Source organism: Streptomyces sp. NPDC033136, from assembly GCF_055578235.1.
Genome location: NZ_JBVIPD010000014.1, coordinates 182,624 through 201,052 on the forward strand (window position 1 = coordinate 182,624; position 18,429 = coordinate 201,052).

22 protein-coding genes and 1 tRNA gene are annotated in these 18,429 nt (G+C 69.0%); 12 read left to right on the forward strand and 11 right to left on the reverse strand.

What is annotated here, in order from left to right; translation table 11 throughout:
• Positions 1 to 11: 11 nt before the first annotated feature.
• The 4 genes from ACZ5TL_RS25205 to ACZ5TL_RS25220 form a co-directional block, all read right to left on the reverse strand.
• Entirely contained in the window at positions 12 to 842 is an 831-nt protein-coding gene (locus ACZ5TL_RS25205; protein WP_468592534.1) for an MBL fold metallo-hydrolase, read from the reverse strand.
• Positions 839 to 1,717 (reverse strand): NUDIX hydrolase, encoded by an 879-nt coding sequence (locus ACZ5TL_RS25210; RefSeq protein ID WP_468592536.1) that lies wholly within the window; start codon positions 1,715 to 1,717, stop codon positions 839 to 841. Before ACZ5TL_RS25210 ends, ACZ5TL_RS25205 begins: the two co-directional genes overlap by 4 nt.
• 84 nt (positions 1,718 to 1,801) lie before the next feature.
• The gene (locus ACZ5TL_RS25215) at positions 1,802 to 2,263 is read right to left on the reverse strand and encodes a RidA family protein (protein WP_468592537.1); all 462 of its coding nucleotides are present in this window, start codon (positions 2,261 to 2,263) and stop codon (positions 1,802 to 1,804) included.
• Positions 2,263 to 2,421 carry a DUF4177 domain-containing protein gene (locus tag ACZ5TL_RS25220; protein WP_003991873.1) on the reverse strand — a complete coding sequence of 53 codons (159 nt, stop codon included), beginning with the start codon at positions 2,419 to 2,421 and terminating at the stop codon, positions 2,263 to 2,265. The genes ACZ5TL_RS25215 and ACZ5TL_RS25220 overlap by 1 nt, the downstream gene beginning before the upstream one ends.
• A 131-nt stretch (positions 2,422 to 2,552) precedes the next feature.
• Between ACZ5TL_RS25220 and bagA the strand changes: the two genes are divergently transcribed.
• Both bagA and bagB read left to right on the forward strand, forming a co-directional pair.
• On the forward strand, positions 2,553 to 3,530 hold the full coding sequence (bagA, locus tag ACZ5TL_RS25225; protein ID WP_468592539.1) for an ATPase BagA: 978 nt from the start codon (positions 2,553 to 2,555) through the stop codon (positions 3,528 to 3,530).
• A gap of 70 nt (positions 3,531 to 3,600) precedes the next feature.
• On the forward strand, positions 3,601 to 4,971 hold the full coding sequence (gene bagB / locus ACZ5TL_RS25230; RefSeq protein ID WP_468592541.1) for an ATPase BagB: 1,371 nt from the start codon (positions 3,601 to 3,603) through the stop codon (positions 4,969 to 4,971).
• Between the two features lie 324 nt (positions 4,972 to 5,295).
• Here the strand turns inward: bagB and wblA are convergent, their stop codons facing one another.
• Complete coding sequence (gene wblA / locus ACZ5TL_RS25235; RefSeq protein WP_468592542.1) at positions 5,296 to 5,634, reverse strand: transcriptional regulator WblA; 339 nt, start codon at positions 5,632 to 5,634, stop codon at positions 5,296 to 5,298.
• A gap of 408 nt (positions 5,635 to 6,042) precedes the next feature.
• Between wblA and ACZ5TL_RS25240 the strand changes: the two genes are divergently transcribed.
• Positions 6,043 to 8,328 carry a transglycosylase domain-containing protein gene (locus ACZ5TL_RS25240; RefSeq protein ID WP_468592543.1) on the forward strand — a complete coding sequence of 762 codons (2,286 nt, stop codon included), beginning with the start codon at positions 6,043 to 6,045 and terminating at the stop codon, positions 8,326 to 8,328.
• Between the two features lie 84 nt (positions 8,329 to 8,412).
• Here ACZ5TL_RS25240 and ACZ5TL_RS25245 read toward each other — a convergent pair whose 3' ends face one another.
• The gene (locus ACZ5TL_RS25245; RefSeq protein ID WP_468592544.1) at positions 8,413 to 8,877 is read right to left on the reverse strand and encodes a GatB/YqeY domain-containing protein; all 465 of its coding nucleotides are present in this window, start codon (positions 8,875 to 8,877) and stop codon (positions 8,413 to 8,415) included.
• 182 nt (positions 8,878 to 9,059) lie between these two features.
• Here ACZ5TL_RS25245 and ACZ5TL_RS25250 point away from each other — a divergent pair, with 182 nt between their 5' ends.
• The 3 genes from ACZ5TL_RS25250 to ACZ5TL_RS25260 all read left to right on the forward strand — a co-directional run bounded on the left by ACZ5TL_RS25250 (position 9,060) and on the right by ACZ5TL_RS25260 (position 11,058).
• On the forward strand, positions 9,060 to 9,986 hold the full coding sequence (locus ACZ5TL_RS25250; protein ID WP_468592545.1) for a metallophosphoesterase: 927 nt from the start codon (positions 9,060 to 9,062) through the stop codon (positions 9,984 to 9,986).
• A 177-nt stretch (positions 9,987 to 10,163) separates the two neighbouring features.
• Complete coding sequence (locus ACZ5TL_RS25255) at positions 10,164 to 10,937, forward strand: Pr6Pr family membrane protein (RefSeq protein WP_468592546.1); 774 nt, start codon at positions 10,164 to 10,166, stop codon at positions 10,935 to 10,937.
• A gap of 47 nt (positions 10,938 to 10,984) precedes the next feature.
• Positions 10,985 to 11,058 (forward strand) — tRNA-Pro (locus ACZ5TL_RS25260).
• Positions 11,059 to 11,421: 363 nt separating this feature from the next.
• Here the strand turns inward: ACZ5TL_RS25260 and ACZ5TL_RS25265 are convergent.
• Complete coding sequence (locus ACZ5TL_RS25265; protein ID WP_468592547.1) at positions 11,422 to 12,255, reverse strand: transposase family protein; 834 nt, start codon at positions 12,253 to 12,255, stop codon at positions 11,422 to 11,424.
• Between the two features lie 104 nt (positions 12,256 to 12,359).
• Entirely contained in the window at positions 12,360 to 12,833 is a 474-nt protein-coding gene (locus tag ACZ5TL_RS25270; RefSeq protein WP_468592548.1) for a hypothetical protein, read from the reverse strand.
• A gap of 291 nt (positions 12,834 to 13,124) precedes the next feature.
• Between ACZ5TL_RS25270 and ACZ5TL_RS25275 the strand changes: the two genes are divergently transcribed.
• On the forward strand, positions 13,125 to 13,745 hold the full coding sequence (locus ACZ5TL_RS25275; protein ID WP_468592549.1) for a DUF2975 domain-containing protein: 621 nt from the start codon (positions 13,125 to 13,127) through the stop codon (positions 13,743 to 13,745).
• Complete coding sequence (locus tag ACZ5TL_RS25280) at positions 13,745 to 13,969, forward strand: helix-turn-helix domain-containing protein (protein WP_468592550.1); 225 nt, start codon at positions 13,745 to 13,747, stop codon at positions 13,967 to 13,969. The genes ACZ5TL_RS25275 and ACZ5TL_RS25280 overlap by 1 nt, the downstream gene beginning before the upstream one ends.
• A 263-nt stretch (positions 13,970 to 14,232) precedes the next feature.
• Here the strand turns inward: ACZ5TL_RS25280 and ACZ5TL_RS25285 are convergent, their stop codons facing one another.
• Positions 14,233 to 14,427, reverse strand: coding sequence for an integrase core domain-containing protein (locus tag ACZ5TL_RS25285; RefSeq protein ID WP_468592569.1), 195 nt, complete (start codon positions 14,425 to 14,427; stop codon positions 14,233 to 14,235).
• A gap of 90 nt (positions 14,428 to 14,517) precedes the next feature.
• Between ACZ5TL_RS25285 and ACZ5TL_RS25290 the strand changes: the two genes are divergently transcribed.
• Both ACZ5TL_RS25290 and ACZ5TL_RS25295 read left to right on the forward strand, forming a co-directional pair.
• A complete protein-coding gene (locus tag ACZ5TL_RS25290) occupies positions 14,518 to 14,667 on the forward strand; it encodes a hypothetical protein (protein WP_468592571.1) in 150 nt (49 codons plus the stop codon).
• 19 nt (positions 14,668 to 14,686) lie between these two features.
• Positions 14,687 to 15,214 (forward strand): hypothetical protein, encoded by a 528-nt coding sequence (locus ACZ5TL_RS25295; RefSeq protein ID WP_468592551.1) that lies wholly within the window; start codon positions 14,687 to 14,689, stop codon positions 15,212 to 15,214.
• Between the two features lie 330 nt (positions 15,215 to 15,544).
• Here ACZ5TL_RS25295 and ACZ5TL_RS25300 read toward each other — a convergent pair whose 3' ends face one another.
• Positions 15,545 to 15,967, reverse strand: coding sequence for a hypothetical protein (locus tag ACZ5TL_RS25300; protein WP_468592553.1), 423 nt, complete (start codon positions 15,965 to 15,967; stop codon positions 15,545 to 15,547).
• Positions 15,968 to 16,642: 675 nt separating this feature from the next.
• Between ACZ5TL_RS25300 and ACZ5TL_RS25305 the strand changes: the two genes are divergently transcribed.
• Both ACZ5TL_RS25305 and ACZ5TL_RS25310 read left to right on the forward strand, forming a co-directional pair.
• A complete protein-coding gene (locus ACZ5TL_RS25305) occupies positions 16,643 to 16,921 on the forward strand; it encodes a CopG family transcriptional regulator (protein ID WP_468592555.1) in 279 nt (92 codons plus the stop codon).
• Entirely contained in the window at positions 16,918 to 17,343 is a 426-nt protein-coding gene (locus ACZ5TL_RS25310) for a PIN domain-containing protein (RefSeq protein ID WP_468592556.1), read from the forward strand. Before ACZ5TL_RS25305 ends, ACZ5TL_RS25310 begins: the two co-directional genes overlap by 4 nt.
• A gap of 551 nt (positions 17,344 to 17,894) precedes the next feature.
• Here ACZ5TL_RS25310 and ACZ5TL_RS25315 read toward each other — a convergent pair.
• Positions 17,895 to 18,429, reverse strand: a 535-nt coding sequence (locus ACZ5TL_RS25315; RefSeq protein ID WP_468592557.1) for a hypothetical protein, incomplete at its 5' end; no start/stop codon positions are given.

The window sequence follows — 18,429 nt, forward strand, 5'->3', positions numbered from 1 at the left end:
GCCGGCGCAGGCTAGACGAGCCCGTGCTCCTCCAGGTAGTCCAGTTGCGCCCGTACCGACAGCTCCGCCGCCGGCCACAGGGTGCGGTCCACGTCGGCGTAGACGTGGGCGACGACCTCGGGCGGGGTGCGGTAGCCGTCCTCGACGGCTGTTTCGATCTGGGCGAGGCGGTGGGCCCGGTGGGCGAGGTAGTACTCGACGGCGCCCTGGGCGTCCTCCAGGACCGGGCCGTGGCCCGGGAGGACCGTGTGGACGCCGTCGTCGACCGTGAGGGACCTGAGGCGGCGCAGGGAGTCCAGATAGTCGCCGAGGCGGCCGTCGGGGTGGGCCACGACGGTCGTGCCGCGGCCGAGGATCGTGTCGCCGGTCAGGACGGCCTGGTCGGCCGGAAGGTGGAAGGAGAGGGAGTCGGCGGTGTGGCCGGGGGTCGGCACAACCCGCAGTTCGAGGCCGCCGGTGGTGATCACCTCCCCCGCCGCCAGGCCCTCGTCGCCCAGCCGAAGCTCCGGATCGAGCGCACGCACGCGCGTGCCGGTCAGTTCGGCGAACCGGGCGGCGCCCGCCGCGTGGTCGGGGTGGCCGTGGGTCAGCAGGGTCAGGGCGACGCGCTTGCCCGCCTGCTCGGCCGTGGCGACGACCTGGCGCAGGTGCCCGTCGTGCAGCGGACCCGGGTCGACCACGACGGCGAGGTCCGAGCCGGGCTCGGAGAGGATCCAGGTGTTCGTGCCGTCCAGGGTCATCGCCGACGGGTTGGGCGCGAGGACGTTGACCGCCCGCGCGGTGGCGGGACCCGAGGAGATTGTGCCGCGTGGCTGGCCGGGAAGGGCTGCTGCGTCCGTCATGCGGTGGCTCCACCGGTCGGGGCGGTCGGGATGTGCTTGGTGAACTCGTCGTAGCCCGGCCAGGAGAGCACGAGCTCGCCGTCCACCAGGCGGGCGGTGGCCAGCACGGGCGTGAGGTCACGCCCCGGGGCGGCCGCGAGTGCCTGGGCGGCCGTCCCGTACGCCGTCAGCTGGCGCAGGGTCGCGATGGTCGGCGGCATCATCAGCAGCTCGCCCTTGTCGTAGCCGTCCGCCGCCTCGCCCGGGGCGATCCAGACCGTGCGGTCCGCCTCCGTGGAGGCGTTGCGGGTGCGCTGCCCCTCGGGGAGCGCGGCCACGAAGAACCAGGTGTCGTAGCGGCGGGTCTCGAACTCCGGGGTGATCCAGCGGGTCCAGGCACCGAGCAGGTCGGAGCGCAGGACCAGGCCGCGGCGGTCCAGGAACTCCGCGAAGGACAGGTCCCGGGCGACCAGGGCGGCCCGGTCGGCCTCCCAGTCGGCGCCGGTGGGGTCGCCGACGACCGAGTCGGGAGTGGGGCCCGCGAGCAGCACACCCGCCTCCTCGTACGTCTCCCGCACGGCCGCGCAGACGATCGCCTGGGCCGCCGTCTCGTCGACGCCGAGCCGTCGCGCCCACCACGCGCGCGTGGGGCCCGCCCAGCGGACGTGGTGGTCGTCGTCACGCGGATCGACACCGCCACCGGGATACGCGTACGCGCCTCCGGCGAAGGCCATGGAGGCGCGTCTGCGCAGCATGTGGACGGCGGGGGCCCTGCCGGTGTCCTTCAGGAGCATGACGGTGGCCGCGCGCTTCGGGGTCACCGGCGTGAGGGCACCGGCCGCGAGTGCGCGGATGCGGTCCGGCCACTCCGGGGGGTACCACTGACCGTTCGCCATGGGCGCGAGGCTATCCCGTGACGGGCGGATGTTCGAGTGGCCCGCCAGGGGCGGATTCCGCAGCTGGGGCCGCCGAAGGCGGCGCTACGCGAGCTCCACCTGGATCTCGACCTCCACCGGCGCGTCCAGCGGCAGCACCGCCACGCCGACCGCGCTGCGCGCGTGCACGCCCTTGTCGCCGAAGACCTCGCCGAGCAGCTCGCTCGCGCCGTTCAGCACCGCCGGCTGGCCCGTGAAGTCCGAGGCCGAGGCCACGAAGCCGACGACCTTCACCACGCGCGCGACGCGGTCCAGGTCACCGGCGACGGACTTGACGGCGGCCAGGGCGTTCAGCGCGCACGTGCGGGCCAGTTCCTTGGCCTCCTCCGGGGTGACCTCCGCGCCGACCTTGCCGGTGACCGGAAGCTTGCCGTCCACCATCGGGAGCTGCCCGGCGGTGTAGACGTACGGCCCGGACTGCACGGCCGGCTGGTACGCCGCGAGCGGCGGGACGACGTCGGGCAGGCTCAGGCCGAGCCCGGCCAGCTTCGCCTCGACGGCGCCCACTACTGCTTCTCCCGCTTCAGGTAGGCCACGAGCTGCTCGGGGTTGTTCGGCCCGGGCACGACCTGGACGAGCTCCCAGCCGTCCTCGCCCCAGGTGTCCAGAATCTGCTTCGTGGCGTGGACGAGCAGCGGCACGGTTGCGTATTCCCACTTGGTCATGCGGCCGACTCTAGCCGCTGCCGGAGAGGGGCCACGCGGCCGACCACGACCCGGGGGCGTCCGCCCTCCACGGCCACGGTTATCCACAGCCTCCCGCGTAGCCCGGGCGCGGACTGGTTAGGCTCGAATACGTGAGCAGGCTCCAGGTCGTCAGCGGCAAGGGCGGTACCGGCAAGACCACGGTGGCCGCGGCCCTAGCGCTGGCCCTGGCCACGGAGGGGAAGCGGACGCTTCTCGTCGAGGTCGAGGGCCGTCAGGGCATCGCGCAGCTCTTCGAGACCGAAGCGCTGCCTTATGAGGAGCGGAAGATCGCCGTCGCTCCTGGGGGCGGGGAGGTGTACGCACTGGCCATCGACCCCGAACTGGCCCTTCTGGACTACCTCCAGATGTTCTACAAGCTGGGCAGCGCCGGACGGGCGCTGAAGAAGCTCGGCGCGATCGACTTCGCCACCACCATCGCGCCCGGCCTGAGGGACGTCCTCCTCACGGGCAAGGCGTGCGAGGCGGTGCGCCGCAAGGACAAGAGCGGCCGGTTCGTCTACGACTACGTCGTCATGGACGCCCCGCCGACGGGGCGCGTCACACGCTTCCTGAATGTCAACGACGAGGTCGCGGGGCTGGCCAAGATCGGCCCGATACACCATCAGGCCCAGGCGGTGATGCGGGTGCTGAAGTCGCCTGAGACGGCCGTGCACCTGGTGACGCTGCTGGAGGAGATGCCCGTCCAGGAGACCGTGGACGGCATCGCGGAGCTGCGCTCGGCGCGGCTGCCGGTGGGGCGGATCATCGTGAACATGGTGCGGCCGGAGGTGTTGGACGCGGCCGACCTGGAACTCGTACGGACGGTCCCGCGTTCCACTGTCGCGCGGTCGCTGTCGTCCGCCGGGCTCGGCGGGGCGCGGCGCGGCGGGCACGCCGAGCGGCTGGTGGACCCGCTGCTCACCCAGGCCGAGGAGTACGCCGAGCGGTACACGCTGGAGCACGAGCAGCGTGCGGTGCTCACCGAGCTGGACCTGCCGTTGCACGAACTGCCGCTGTTCGCCGAGGGCATGGACCTGGCAGGGCTGTACGAGCTGGCCCGTGAGCTGCGCGCGCAGGGCGTGTCATGAGCCGGGCAGGCGGCGGCCCCTGGAGCAGCACACAGGCAAGGCCCGTCATGAGTCGGAAGCAGGGGATGTCATGAGCCGTCCGGACCCGGCCCACACGCACGACCCGGCCCGCCACCACCTCGCCCCCGCGCGCCTGCTCGACATGGATCCGCTGCTGCGGGACCCGAAGACCCGGATCGTGGTGTGCTGCGGTTCGGGCGGGGTCGGCAAGACCACGACCGCCGCGGCCCTGGGCCTGCGCGCGGCCGAGCGGGGCCGCAAGGTGGTCGTCCTCACCATCGACCCGGCCCGCCGGCTCGCCCAGTCCATGGGCATCGACTCCCTCGACAACACCCCTCGCCGGGTGAAGGGCATCGACGACTCCGCGGGCGGCGAGCTGCACGCGATGATGCTCGACATGAAGCGCACCTTCGACGAGATCGTCGAGGCGCACGCGGACCCCGAGCGGGCGGCGGCCATCCTGGGCAACCCGTTCTACCAGTCGCTCTCGGCGGGCTTCGCGGGCACGCAGGAGTACATGGCGATGGAGAAGCTCGGGCAGCTGCGGGCCCGGGACGAGTGGGACCTGATCATCGTCGACACCCCGCCGTCCCGCTCGGCGCTGGACTTCCTGGACGCGCCCAAGCGGCTCGGGTCGTTCCTGGACGGGCGGCTGATCCGGCTCCTGACGGCACCGGCGAAGCTGGGCGGCCGGGCCGGCATGAAGTTCCTGAACGTCGGGATGTCGATGATGACCGGCACCCTCGGCAAGCTGCTCGGCGGTCAGCTCCTCAAGGACGTCCAGACGTTCGTCTCCGCGATGGACACGACCTTCGGCGGCTTCCGCACGCGGGCGGACGCGACGTACAAGCTGCTCCAGGCGCCCGGGACGGCGTTCCTCGTGGTCGCGGCCCCGGAGCGGGACGCGCTGCGCGAGGCCGCCTACTTCGTGGAACGCCTGGCCGCGGAGGACATGCCGCTCGCCGGTCTGGTGCTCAACCGCGTCCACGGCAGCGGCGCCGAAGGGCTGTCGGCCGAGCGGGCGCTCGCCGCCGCGGAAAATCTTGAAGAGCCCGGCATTGTGGATCAGGCGGACGGGAAAGCAGTACTTCGTAACTCCCCCGACGCACACGACAGTTCAGACTCTCCTACGCCCGAAACACCAGCTCGTGCCTCTGCTCCGGCTTCCGACGGTGGCTCCCCCGCCGAGAACGTCGAGGATCCCGGGCACGCCGAGCGGTCCGTCGACCAGCTCACGGCGGGCCTGCTGAGGCTGCACGCCGACCGGATGCAACTGCTCTCCCGTGAGCAGCACACGCGTGACCGCTTCACCGCGCTCCACCCCGAGGTGGCCGTGACAGAAGTGGCCGCGCTGCCCGGCGACGTGCACGACCTCGCGGGACTGCGCGACATCGGCGACCGGCTCGCGGCCAACGAGCGTGAGCTGCCCGACCCGACCTAGCCGCCCGCGACAGGCCCCCCGCCCGAGCCGAGCGCCTGAGACTCGGGGCGAGCGCCTTGCGGCCCGAGTGAGTCCTGGAGACCCCGATTGTGAAGGCCCTGAGACTCGAGGCGAGCGCCCTTGAGACCCGAGCGAGTCCGTGGGACTTGAGGGGACGGCCATGAGACCCGCGGCGAAGGCCTTGGGTACCCGAGGCGAAGACCCGAAGACCCGAAGACCCTGAGACTCGCGGCGACCGCCTCCACCTGAGAGGAGAGCAGCCCGACGATGACGAAGGGCCCGTCCCAGGGCCCCTCTGACCTGCGGAGCTCCCGCAGAGAGCCCTCAGCTCACCGCCGCGTAGTTCTCGTAGACCTCGTCGTCGTCGAGGGGCAGGATGCCTGTGCCGCGCTCGTACTCCGTGCGCGCCGTCTCCAGCAGCCGGCGCCAGGAGGTCACTGTGGGCCGCCTGCGCAGCAGTGCGCGGCGCTCCCTCTCCGTCATGCCTCCCCACACGCCGAACTCAACGCGGTTGTCCAGCGCGTCGGCCAGGCACTCCGTGCGCACCGGGCATCCGGTGCACACCGCCTTGGCCCTGTTCTGCGCTGCTCCTTGAACGAACAGTTCATCCGGATCGGTAGTGCGGCAGGCCGCCTGCGCACTCCAGTCGACTACCCAGCCCATACCGGCGCCGTCCTCTCCCGAATCGAGGCTCCCCCACGGCGGCAGCGGCATATTCACCGCCGCCAGTTGAGGACGTTACGGAAGGTGGGCACAGCGCAACACCCCCTTCGGGCCCAATCTTGAATGGCCCGAACGGACTATGGGTAAGCGGCAGATCACCCGGGGGAGTGAGCTGGCGACATACGCAACTTTCCCGGCAAACCAGGACAGTTCAGTTGCGTCACAACGGACGCCGTATGACACACAAGGCGAATTCGGACACGTCTCCATCAAAAAAGTTGGGGAACACCCGGAACGATTCGGGGTCGCCGGACGTATTGATACGTGGCCTCACTGCTGTGACAGTTGAGAGCAGCTTAGGCCAAGGCCTGTACGCCTGTCCGGCGAATGAGAACGTAGGCTGCCCTCATGCCAAAGAAGCGCTCGGGCGGTGGTCTGTCTCCCACGCAGCAGGCCGCCAAGTTCCTCGGTGTCAGTGTCCTCGCGGGTGCCGTGCTGGCCGGTATCGCGCTGCCCGCGGTGGGCGCGCTGGGGCTGGCGGCGAAGGGATCGGTCGACAGCTTCGACGAGCTCCCGGCCAACATGAAGACCCCGCCGCTGAGTCAGCGCACCTCCATCCTCGACGCCGACGGCGGCCACATCGCCACGGTCTACTCGCGCGACCGCACGGTGGTCCCCCTCAAGGACATCTCGCCGTACCTGCAGAAGGCGATCGTCGCGATCGAGGACTCACGCTTCTACCAGCACGGCGCGGTCGACCTGAAGGGCATCCTGCGCGCCCTCAACAAGAACGCGCGCAGCGGTGAGGTCGCCCAGGGCGCCTCGACCCTGACGCAGCAGTACGTGAAGAACGTCTTCGTCGAGGAGGCGGGCGACGACGCGACGAAGGTCGCGCAGGCCACCCAGCAGACCATCGGCCGCAAGATCCGCGAACTGAAGTACGCGATCCAGGTCGAGGAGGAGCTCGGGAAGAAGAAGATCCTCGAGAACTACCTGAACATCACGTTCTTCGGCCAGCAGGCCTACGGCGTCGAGGCCGCGGCCCAGCGCTACTTCTCCAAGTCCTCCAAGGACCTGAACGTCCAGGAGGCGGCCCTCCTCGCCGGCATCGTCCAGTCGCCCAGCCGGTACGACCCGGTCAACGACGAGGCCGAGGCCACCAAGCGGCGCAATATCGTGCTGCGGCGCATGGCCGAGGTCGGCGACATCTCCCGGGCGCGGGCCGCCAAGGCGATGAAGGCGCCGCTGGGCCTGAAGGTCAGCAAGCCCAAGAACGGCTGCATCACGGCGGTCAAGGGCGCGGGCTTCTTCTGCGACTACGTGCGCGAGGTCTTCCTGAACGACCCGGTCTTCGGCAAGACCAAGGAGCAGCGCGCGAAGATCTGGAACCAGGGCGGCCTCACCATCCGCACCACCCTGGACCCGCAGGCCCAGGACGCGGCACAGGCATCCATCAAGGACCACGTCTACAAGAGCGACGACGTGGCCACCGCCGCCACCCTCGTCCAGCCCGGCACCGGCAGGATCCTCGCCATGGGCCAGTCGCGTCCGTACGGCGTCGACATCAAGAAGGGCGAGACGACCCTCAACCTCTCCGTCGACCAGTCGATGGGCGGCGGCATGGGATACCAGCCCGGTTCGACGTTCAAGCCGATCGTGGCCGCCGCGGCCCTCGAGGACGGCATGCCGGCGAACAAGGTGTACTCCTCGCCGTACCAGATGCCGTACCCGAGCCCGGTCTCGGCCTGCGACGGCAAGACCTGGAAGAACAGCCGGACGGACCCCGCCAAGCTCGAGAACGAGAACGAGTCCGAGGTCGGCCCGTACGACATGAAGGAAGCGACCGCCAAGTCGGTCAACACCTACTACGTGCAGATGATCAGCGACATCGGCATCTGCCCGGTCACGACGATGGCGAAGAAGATGGGCGTCGAGCGGGCCGACGGCGACAAGATCCCCCAGGTGCCCTCCATCGCCCTCGGCACTCAGGAGATGTCCCCGCTGACCATGGCGAACGGATACGCGACCTTCGCCTCGCGCGGGATGTACTGCACGCCGGTCGCCATCGAGTCGGTCAGCCGGCGGATCGGCGACAAGACGAAGTCGCTCCAGGTTCCGAAGTCGACCTGCTCGCGCGCGATGTCGGAGAGGACCGCCGACACCATCAACACGCTGCTGCGGGGCGTCGTCGAGGACGGTACGGGCAAGAAGGCCGGCCTCGACAGCCGCCCCAGCGCCGGCAAGACCGGTACGACGGACGAGCGCTACGCGGCCTGGTTCGTGGGCTACACGCCGAACATGGCCGGTGCCGTGTGGGTCGGCGACCCCGCGCACGAGCGGAAGATGGTCGGCATCACCATCGGCGGCGTCCCGCACGACAAGGTCTTCGGTGGCGAGGTCCCCGGCCCGATCTGGGGCGACATGATGAGCGGCGCGCTGGAGGGCAAACCCGTCGAGCAGTTCAACACCGTCCACATCCCCGACGGCATCGACCGCGACCGGGACCGGGGCGACGACGACGGTGGCCGCGACGACGGGGGCAGCGGCGACAACGGCAACGGCGGTCTCTTCGGCGGCAACAACGGCGGCGGGGGCGACCAGCCCTTCCCGACGCCTTCGTTCTCCATCCCGGAGGGGTTCTTCCGGGGTCAGGACAACGGGGGCGGGAACGGGAACGGCGGGCGGTCCGGCTGAGCCACCGGCGTGACGTGACAGGGGCGGCTCCCTCTTCCCTTTCGGGAGAGGGAGCCGCCCCTTGTCCGTCCGGCCGGGGGCCGGTCAGCCGGCCAACAGCTTCTTCACCGCGGCGGCGACGCGGCCGCCCTCGGCCTGCCCGGCCACCTTGGGGTTCACGATCTTCATGACGGCGCCCATGGCCCGCGGCCCCTCCGCACCGGCCGCCTTCGCGTCCTCGACGGCCTGGGCCACGATCTGCTGGAGCTCGTCGTCGGACAGCTGCTTGGGCAGGTACTCGGCGAGCACCTCGCCCTCCGCCTTCTCCCGCTCGGCCTGCTCGGCACGACCACCCTGCGCGAAGGCCTCGGCCGCCTCACGGCGCTTCTTCGCCTCGCGGGTGATCACCTTCTGCACCTCGTCGTCGGAGAGCGTGCGCTTCTCCTTGCCCGCGACCTCCTCCTTGGTGATCGCGGCGAGCGTCAGCCGGAGCGTCGAGGAGCGGAGCTCGTCGCGCTCCTTGATCGCGGCGTTGAGGTCATCCTGCAGCTTCGACTTGAGCGTGGTCATGGGGTCGATTGTCGCAGGTGCGGCGGCAAGGACGCCCCTTGATTTAGGGGCCCTCGCACGATGAGCGTACGCGGGCGTGGTGAGGGACCCGTCAGGGGCCGGCGGGGCAGGATCCCCTGCGGCCGGGGCATCCGGCGCACCGCCGGGCACGGGCAACCGGCGCGGTCTGACACGATGGTCGTATGCACGCGCGATACGGAGTCCCCCTGGGAATCGCGGCGGCTGGTGCCGCCGGTCTGTTGTACGCGGCGGGCTTCGAAGCCCGCTCCTTCCGCCTCCGCCGGGTGACCGTCCCGGTCCTGCCCGCGGGCATGCGCCCCCTGCGTGTGCTGCAGGTCTCCGACATCCACATGGTCGGCGGCCAGCGCAAGAAGCAGCGCTGGCTGCGTTCCCTGGCGGGCCTGCGCCCCGACTTCGTGATCAACACGGGCGACAACCTCTCCGACCCGGAGGGCGTCCCGGAGGTCCTGGACGCGCTCGGCCCCCTGATGGAGTTCCCGGGTGCGTACGTCTTCGGCTCCAACGACTACTACGGCCCCATGCTGCGCAACCCGGCCCGCTACCTGATGGAGAAGGTCCGGGGCCGCCACGGTCTCAACGGCAACCCGCCGGCCGTGGGCGTAGTGCACAACCCGTGGGAGGACCTGCGGGACGGTTTCGACGCGGCGGGGTGGCTCAACCTGACCAACACGCGCGGCGCGCTCAAGATCGAGGGCGTCTCGGTGGAGCTCACGGGCCTGGACGACCCGCACATCAAGAGGGACCGCTACGGGCAGGTGGCCGGCGGCCCGTCCGACACGGCGGACTTCTCGATGGGCGTCGTCCATGCCCCGTACCTGCGCGCCCTGGACTCCTTCACGGCCGACGCCTACCCCCTGATCCTGGCCGGCCACACCCACGGCGGCCAGCTGTGCATCCCCTTCTACGGCGCCCTGGTCACCAACTGCGATCTGGACACGGACCGGGTGAAGGGCCTGTCCACGCACAGGGCGGAGGGCAGGATGTCGTACCTGCACGTGTCAGCGGGCTGCGGCACGAACCGCTACACGCCGGTGCGGTTCGCGTGCCCGCCGGAGGCGACGCTGCTGACGTTGGTGGGGCGGGAGTAGTCTGCGGGGTTGGTCCGGGAGCGTCCGGGGCGTCCGGGAGCGTCCAGGGCGTCCGGGCGCAGTGGGGGCGTAGTGGGGGCGTAGTGGGGGCGCAGCCGGGGCGGCGGGGCAACCGGGGTTAACCCACACAGCCCCGCCCACATCGCCCCCTATGTCCGCTTCTGTCAGCGTGAGGGCATGACAGCCCCGATACCCAGGGACCTCCCGGACCTCCCCGCGATTCCGGGCAAGCCCACGCTGCAGCCCTCCCCCGTCCCCGCCACGGCCGTCGTCACCCCGGTCCGCCGCCCCGCGGCCACTGCCTTCCGCCTGCTGGTCGCCGCCGCGGCGGCCGCGGGTGTCGCACTCGAGCTTCTCCTCGGCGACCCGTCCCGGGTGCTCGGCTACTTCGCGGTCCAGAGCAACATCCTGCTGGCACTGGTCATGGCCCTGTCGGCCCGCCGCGCATGGACGGCCAGCCGGCCGCTGCCCGGTGCCCTGGTGGGCGCGACTCTGCTCTACGCCGTGGCCACGGCCGCCGTGCACCATCTGCTCCTGGCCAACGCGGCGAGCCCCTTCACCCTCACGGGCGGGGCCGCCGCCGCTCCGACGGGCTGGCAGGCGGTCGCCCACCACACCCTCCACACCCTGACCCCGGTAGCGGCGGTACTGGACTGGCTCCTGCTCACGGCCCCCGGCCGCCTGCACCTCCGCCAGGCCGGCACGTGGCTCCTCTACCCCCTCGCCTATCTGGCGTTTTCTCTGGCCAGAGGCGAACTGCTCCTCCCGGGCACGACCGACCGCTACCTCTACCCCTTCCTGGACGTCGACCAGGACGGTTACAAGAAGGTCCTCGGCAACGCCCTCCTCCTCGGCCTCGCCTTCTACGCCCTGGCGGCGCTCCTGGTGGCCCTCGACCATGCCCGCCCGAACCTCGTACGTCACCGCTGGAAAACCGGATTTCGTCTCTAGCCACCGGTGGGCTAAAGTAAACGTCGTCGCCGCGACAGCAGCGACATCGGGGTGTAGCGCAGCTTGGCAGCGCGCTTCGTTCGGGACGAAGAGGTCGTGGGTTCAAATCCCGCCACCCCGACAGTGAAGTACCAGGTCAGGGGCCTGATCCAGTGAGTGGATCAGGCCCCTGACTGGTTTCTGGAGATCGTTTGGGAGAAATCTGGGAGATGATCTTGGTCGGGTTCTCTCCCAGAGGGTGACTGGTGAGGCCGTCTGAAGTGCAGCGGCTGCGGGCACTCGGACCTGCGCGTTCGCGAATCAGCCCCGTAGTCGAGCTGGGAACACCATGCCCGCCCGCCTCAACCGCCATTAGGATCACGACACATGGCAAGCCATCACTGAGATCGTTTCATCTTGAACTCGCAGGTCGCGGTACTGGTGTGAGCCCGTGATGCCGTCCTCGTGCTGGCAGGCGGAGTGATCGCCGTCGGGTGATCGTCTGTCACCGCTGGACTTCGTAGTTCGCAAGAACGAGCAGGGCCCGTAGCAGCGTTGTGGCGTGTTGGGCGTTCATGCGGACCTTGGTCAGAATGCGCCAGCTCTTCAGGTTCGCGAAGCCGTGCTCGACAGCGGCGCGTTCGCGGCTTACCAGCCGGTTCGCTTCCTTCTCGGCGTCGGTGAGACGGTGGGAGCGGGTCGCCTTGCGGCCGGTGATGATGACCGGAGCATCGTCGGGGTCGTCGTCGAGGCCGACGAAGCCGAGGTCGGCCAAGGCGCCGAGGCCGGCCTGGCGTAGATGCCTGGTGATGTGGTCGTGGCGGGCGGCGGTGATCTCGCTGGCCCGGCCGGGGCGGGCGGAGGAGATCCAGATCAGGTTTCCCTTCTCGTCGGTCAGCGCGAGGAAGAGCAGGCCATGGGCCTTGTGTTTCCCGCTGTAGTTCTTGCGGTTGTCCGTCCCGGTGCGGCGGCGGGTGCGCACGAGGGTGCCGTCCAGCAGGACCACCGCACCGCCCCGGCGGGCGATCTTCTTCAGGGCGCGGTCCAGACGCGGGGCCCGGGCAGAGAGCAGGTCGAGGACTTCCAGGACCCAGCGGCGGACGGTGGCGGCCGAGACGGAGTTGCCGCCGGCCATGTCGGCCAGGCGCTGGTCGTGGCGCAGGACGGCCAGCACGACGATCGCCTGTGTGCCCGGAGCGGCCTTGCGCCAGCGCGTGCCCAGCCGCTTACGGCGCCGGCGTATCAGTCCAGCGACGAGATCGACGGTCCGCTTCGACACAGGAAGCCGGACCTGGTAGACAACACCGGGAGAGCCCTCGGCGGGCGGCTGCTTCTTCACACAAGCGCCAACTCCCACTGGGGGCCCTCGCGTTACGGCCGGAACTGGCCGCTGTGCCCCAGTCGGCGATCAACGCGGCAGGTACCGTCCCGAGCCCGTCCGGGTCAGCCACCCCGGTCGGACAGCTTGCGCAACTGGCCGCGGACCGGCTCGACCTTCGTCGGAGTGTTCTCACGACCCAGCGCAAGCGCAACGTCCTTGGCCATCACCGGCCCCGACGCCTTCGCGACGATCTCCATGATCCGCCGATAGTCCGGCGTGAGCACCTCCACCCCCATGCCTTCCTCGCGGTCCGGGATCAGCCGCATCCCACCCGCCCCGGGCGTCACCACCGGCTCCGGCTCCGGCTCCGGCTCCGGATCCGGCTCCGGCTCCGGCTCCGGCTCCGGCTCCGGCTCCACGATGCCCGACGACCGTCGTCCCCCGTCCGTCGCCTCGGCCCACTGCCCGAACACCACCTCGGCCGCCTCCAGCCGGCCCAGCTCGGCGTAGATCTCCTCCAGTTCCTTGCGCAGCAGCTCGGCCCGCTCAGTCAGTCGCATCCGCCGCTCGATCGTCCATGTCAGTACGTCCACCATGCGCCTCCCTCCCGTTGCGGAATCTACGAGAAGCCTCGGGCTGACCACCCCAGAACCCGCGAACCCGCCCGTGGCAGACGATCACCTGTTAATGATCACGTCCGAGACCAGCACGAGCGCGTCAATCTCCATGCCCGGCACGGCGACCTTGCCCCTGCGGCATGCTCGACCTCACGGACGAGATCGCCAGGGTGGACAGGCTCCTGTGCAGTACATCCCCTTGACAAAGCGTATCGTTTATCGATGATATCGATAAACGATACGCACGTTGCCAGTCGACAGGGGGAAATGATGGGTGCCAAGTCCTGGTGGAGCCAGACCGACAGCCGGTTGCTGGAGGCAGCTCTGGGCCTGGCTGTTCTGCTGGTCGGCGTCTTCGGAGCGCTACTTCCGGCCCTCGGGGTGGCCGGTCTGATGGATCCGATGGACACCCGCGAGGTTGAGGCCGAGACGGCGACCCGGGTACCGGGAACCGTGACCGACGCGGTGACGGGCCACGGTATGACCCTCACCGGCACCCACCGGGCGGATCTCGTCTTCGCCAGCCCCGACCTGGGTCAGCGCCTGCTGCTCGCCCTGCCCGAGATCGGCGGCAGCCTGCTCCTGCTCCTCATCCTGGCCCTCCTTTTCAAGATGGCCCGGACCCTGCGCGGCGGCGACGTCTTCGTGCCGGTGAACGCCCGATGCCTGAGCGTCATAGGACTCGCGGTTCTGGTCCAGGCCCTCCTCGCCCCGGTCCTGCCGGCGCTCACCACAGAAATACTGGTGAGCGATACCCCCATGGCCGAACAAGTCCCGTTCTCGGTCACCTTCACCGGCGAGTACGTACTGCTGGCCTTCCTCATCCTGGCGCTGGGAGAAGTCTTCCGGCGCGGAACGAAGCTGCGCGCCGATACCGAGGGATTGGTCTGATGCCACCAGAAGAGGAGCACCGGGTCCAGGTCCACCTGGACCGACTGCTGGCCGAGCGCGGCATGACCCTGTCCGAACTGGCGACCAGGGTCGGGGTGACGGTGGTCAACCTCTCCATTCTCAAGAATGACCGGGCAAAGGCGATCCGCTTCTCCACCCTCACCGCGGTCTGCCGTGAACTGAACTGCCAGCCCGGCGACCTGCTCAGCATCCGCAAAGACTGATCCTCCACGGAAGACGTGAACAGCCGGGTCTCGATCCGTCGCGCACGTCGCCAGCCGAACCACGGAAGCCATCTGGCCTCGTTGTCAGACGATCACGATGCTCGGCAACCGCTCACGACCTGCACGAGAACCGGCCACCGCACTCACACCATCCCCGCGATCAGCAACTTCAGGATGAAACGGGCTCACTCAGCGCGTCCCCACGACCACGCCCGAGCACTCGCCCAGCGGGTCCGTGAACCGCTCCGGGATCGGTGGAGGCTCTATGCGTTGACTCCAGCCGCCGGTTGGGGCTGGTGTTGAGCGTAGTAGTTGGTCTCGTGCTCGTGGGGCGGGATGTCTCCGATCGCCGTGTGGAGACGCTGGTTGTTGAACCAGTCGACCCATTCCGCGGTGGCGAGTTCGACGTCGGCCAGGCCGTGCCGGGCCGACGGGGCTTGATCAACTCCGTCTTGCAGAGGCCGATCTGGGACTCCATGAGCGCGTTGTCCAGGGCGTCGCCGACGGTGCCGATCGAAGCATCGATGCCGGCCTCGAGGAGATGAGCGGTGAACGCGAACGACGTGTACTGGCCAGGCTTCTCCGTCCGGCTGATCGACGGCAAGGACAACCGCAAGGGCGGAGAGCGCCTCAACGAGATGTACACCCTCAACCGCGTCCTGGACGGCGACCCCTTCTACGTGAAGATCACCAACTAGCAGGAAGACACCACTTACCATGGCGCTTCTCGCCGAACACAACGTCACCGCTACCCCCGGCCGCCGCGTGCTGGAGGTCTACGACGCGGACGCCTACCTCGGCGACGAAGCAGCCATGGACGCCGCGGAGACACAGGTGGCGGCCGGCAAGGGCTACCACCTGTACCTCATCAGCCTGCAACCGGACATGAAAGTCCAGATGACGTTCCGCATCTGGGACACCCCACCCACCCCGCCCGCCGAGGCCGAAGGCCACACCGACGTCAGCCTCGAATCCGAGACAGGCGTCCTGGTCGTCGGCCAACTCGACCGCGGACCCGCCGACGAGATCACCCTGCCCCGCCCCGGCGTCTATGAAGGCCACGCCTGGTGGCAGAACCGCCAAGCAGCAGCCGACTACTACAACACCACCCTCGACCAACTCACCGACGACTCCCCCGAAGACCAGCTCACCGAAGCCTGGAACAACTGCCCCGTCACCGAACGCTACGTCCTCGACCTCGCCTACACCCGCGAGCTCGAACCCGTCGATGAAGACGACCTCTGAAATCCGTACGGGCCGGTGTGACAGCCGCCTCGAAAGGCCCTGAAACCATGTCAATCCGCCCTGACCTGCTAGTCAGCCACTCCCGCGCAGCGGGGGAACCTCACTGGCGTGCCCGTTCGTGAAGCACGCCAGGGGGAGCTACGGGGAACACCGGCTGCCACACAGCAAACGGGCAGGTCAGCATCCTGCCAGCTCAGCCCGCACCCGCATACGCGATCTTCCAAACTAGGACTCTCCGCCGGGCATGGTTGGGCGGCTTGACTGGGTGATTGATGCTCCACCGACCGCGTGGCTTGCCCGATCTAGGCCACCACCACGTCGGCCGCTACATCAGGACCTCCACTTCACATAGGCCGCGAACGCAGGGCCGGGCAGCCGGAGGGCAAGACGGTCCTGCGTCTCGCGGGACAAGCCGGCGAACGCGCATCCGACCGAAAACAACCCCGTGGCAGTGACAAGAACGACCGCCAGTACCGCATCGACGCCGCCCTCCCTCGTGTATCCACCGAGCAGCACCGTCCTGGCCTGTGTATGCCGCCCAGCTCGGCCACCGGACCAGGCGATCCGCGCCTCCCGGTCGACGAGGCTCCCGTCGTGAGAAACGAACACGCCCAAACACGAAGTGCTCTTGCCGCCTCTGCCGCTCTCCTCCAGATAGCACTCATCAGCCGTGAAAAATCCCGGCGTCCCGGCCAGCCCGACAGTGGATGCGCCCACCATGCCGAGCACCACCGTGCCGATGAGGAAGAGCACCGCAGCACAGCACCACAGGAAACGCCGAACGGGCCCAGACCGACGCCCCCGCGCAGCCGCTCTCCGAAGAACCCGTCGCCGCGCAACAGGGCTGTCCACGGCGGATCGTTCGGCACTGGCAGGCAAGCAGTGTCCGTCGCCGCCACCAACCGCCGCTCTGCGCCGCCGCGCCCGTGCCGCCTTACTCCTCGACCTCGCCACGCTTTCCCCCACCCGCCGAGCAGAGCCCACCGTGGGTCCCCCCCCCATGCTCGCACCGTCACGCAGGGCACACATTGCCTGGGGGTTTCACGAGCCCGGAAAACTGAGCTGACGTGCGTACCGATCTTGTTGGGCGCCAGTTCGAGTGCGGTGACTCGGTCGCGTGATCTTCGGCTCGTGCGTGCATGAAGGCAGGGCCTCCTGTCCAGCTCGGGATTGTCGAAGTCCGAACGATCTGGTCAGGAGGCCCTGTGCCGCAGTCTTGCGGTTCCGTGCCAGTGGAGTCCAACTCGGGTGCTCGGTCGTGTGATTGCCTCGCTCACCGGTTCGGGAACGCGGGCGACCATCCGGACCGCGAGCCGCGGTATCCCTCGGACACAGCAGCCCACGCCCCGCCCCGGCCGCCTGATCGCCGTGCGTCTATTCACGTGACGCACTGGTAAGGAGTGCGATACCGGGAGTATGGTCTCTTATATGGCGACGAAGAAGGTAACCGTGACGATTCCCGAGGATCTCCTGGACGAGATCCGCGCGGACGCGGCAGAGCGGGGACTGTCGGCGTATGTCGCCGAGGCGCTGCGCTTCAAGCGTGACCGGGACCGACTCCGAGAACTGGTCGACTGGCTTCAGGAAGAACACGGCCCCGTCACCGAGGACGAACATGCGGCAGCGCTCGACGAGCTGGACGAACTCGACGCCGAACACGAGCGGCGTCGAACCACCGCAAAGCACGACGCCGGAGAGGCTGCGTGAAGAAGCGAGCCGGTGAGCACGGACAGCGGCCCCTCCGCGTCTTCGTACTGGACTGTGAAGCCCTGTCCCTTGCCGTGCGCGGCGACCGGAAAATGATCGCCTGGCTCGACCTCGCGGCACGCGGGGAAGCCGAGGTGGTGACGTCCCCGATGACACTGGTCGAGGCATACGACGGCAGAACGACCGAGCAACGCTGGGATTGGGTACTGTCCCGGCTCCAGGTCGTCGACATCGGGAAGGACGAGGCCCGCCAGGCGCGTCGACTCCTGGCCGACGCCAAGTTGCATGGCCACAAGTACGCGATCGACGCCGTGCTCGCCGTCATCGCGCGACAGCAGAGGGGACAGGTCACCGTCTTCGCCTCGGACGTCGACGACCTGGAGAAGCTGGTCCCGGACACGATCGTCGTCAAGAAAGTGTGACCCGACCCGCGCCCCTCCAGCGCCCGCACCCACGCTGGTGAGCGCCCGCGATGCCATCGCGTACTTTGTCCGGACCACATCGGCAGCCTCCGACGCCAGGCAGCGGACGGCGAATGGAATGGCCGACTCGACTTCCTGGGACTGGTGGGCCGGTGGATTGTCTTCGGGTCACAAGGCCGACTCTCCAGCACCATCCAGGCAGCAGCACCCTTGGGAGCCATCTGGGAGGCGCCCTGCTCCCGATGCCCCCTCCACACCACCCGAGACCAACCAGACCACCCCTTGACCTGCGTAAACACAATCCAGGCAGGAAAGATCATTAACCGAACCTCATTCGGGACGAAGAGGTCGTGGGTTCGAGTCCCGCCACCCCGACGCTGGTCAGAGGCCCATGCGCGTGATTGTGCATGGGCCTCTGCCGTGCTCGGGGACCAAACAGGGGGCAAAAGGGTGCGGCTCATCTCCGATGAGCCCCTTGCATGGATCGTTGCTGATCACGGTGGGTTGCCGGGTCAGCGCCGCGGCTGATCGCCCCAGTCGCATCCCCTCGTTCAGCGGCTTGGGAAGACGCTGGGAGACGGAACTCCTGCCGTCGTACACGCGGACTGCGGCTCGTTCTCCACGGCCAGTTCCCTGACGGTGACTGCAGGCCTCCGACGGCCATCCCCGTCCGGTGTGACGGTGAAGGCGAAGCACCCCGTCACCAATGTCTCGCTGGTGAGGAAGACTCCCGGCCCGACGCCCAGTAGCTCTGCCGTCGCTGTGACATCAGGACCGTGCCGCTCGATCCTGACCAGGCCCTGAGCCAACTTTCCCTGAGGGAAAACCCGAGCGATCTCGCTGTCGTCCAGCACACCGTCGGCCGCCGCCCCCACGAGCCTTTCCTGCCGAGTCTCAGCACCACTCCGCATATCAGCGCGGGCCTCTCCCTCAGCACGGTCATCCGCCGTGGCCGCCCAGATCCACAGTCCGATGAAGCACACAAGGAGCATGAGGGGCCCCGAAGATCCCGGACAGGGACCCAATAGGGTTGTCCTGTAATGAATCGAGGGAAGAAGCAAGTGGCACGTCCAAGTCCGTACTCGC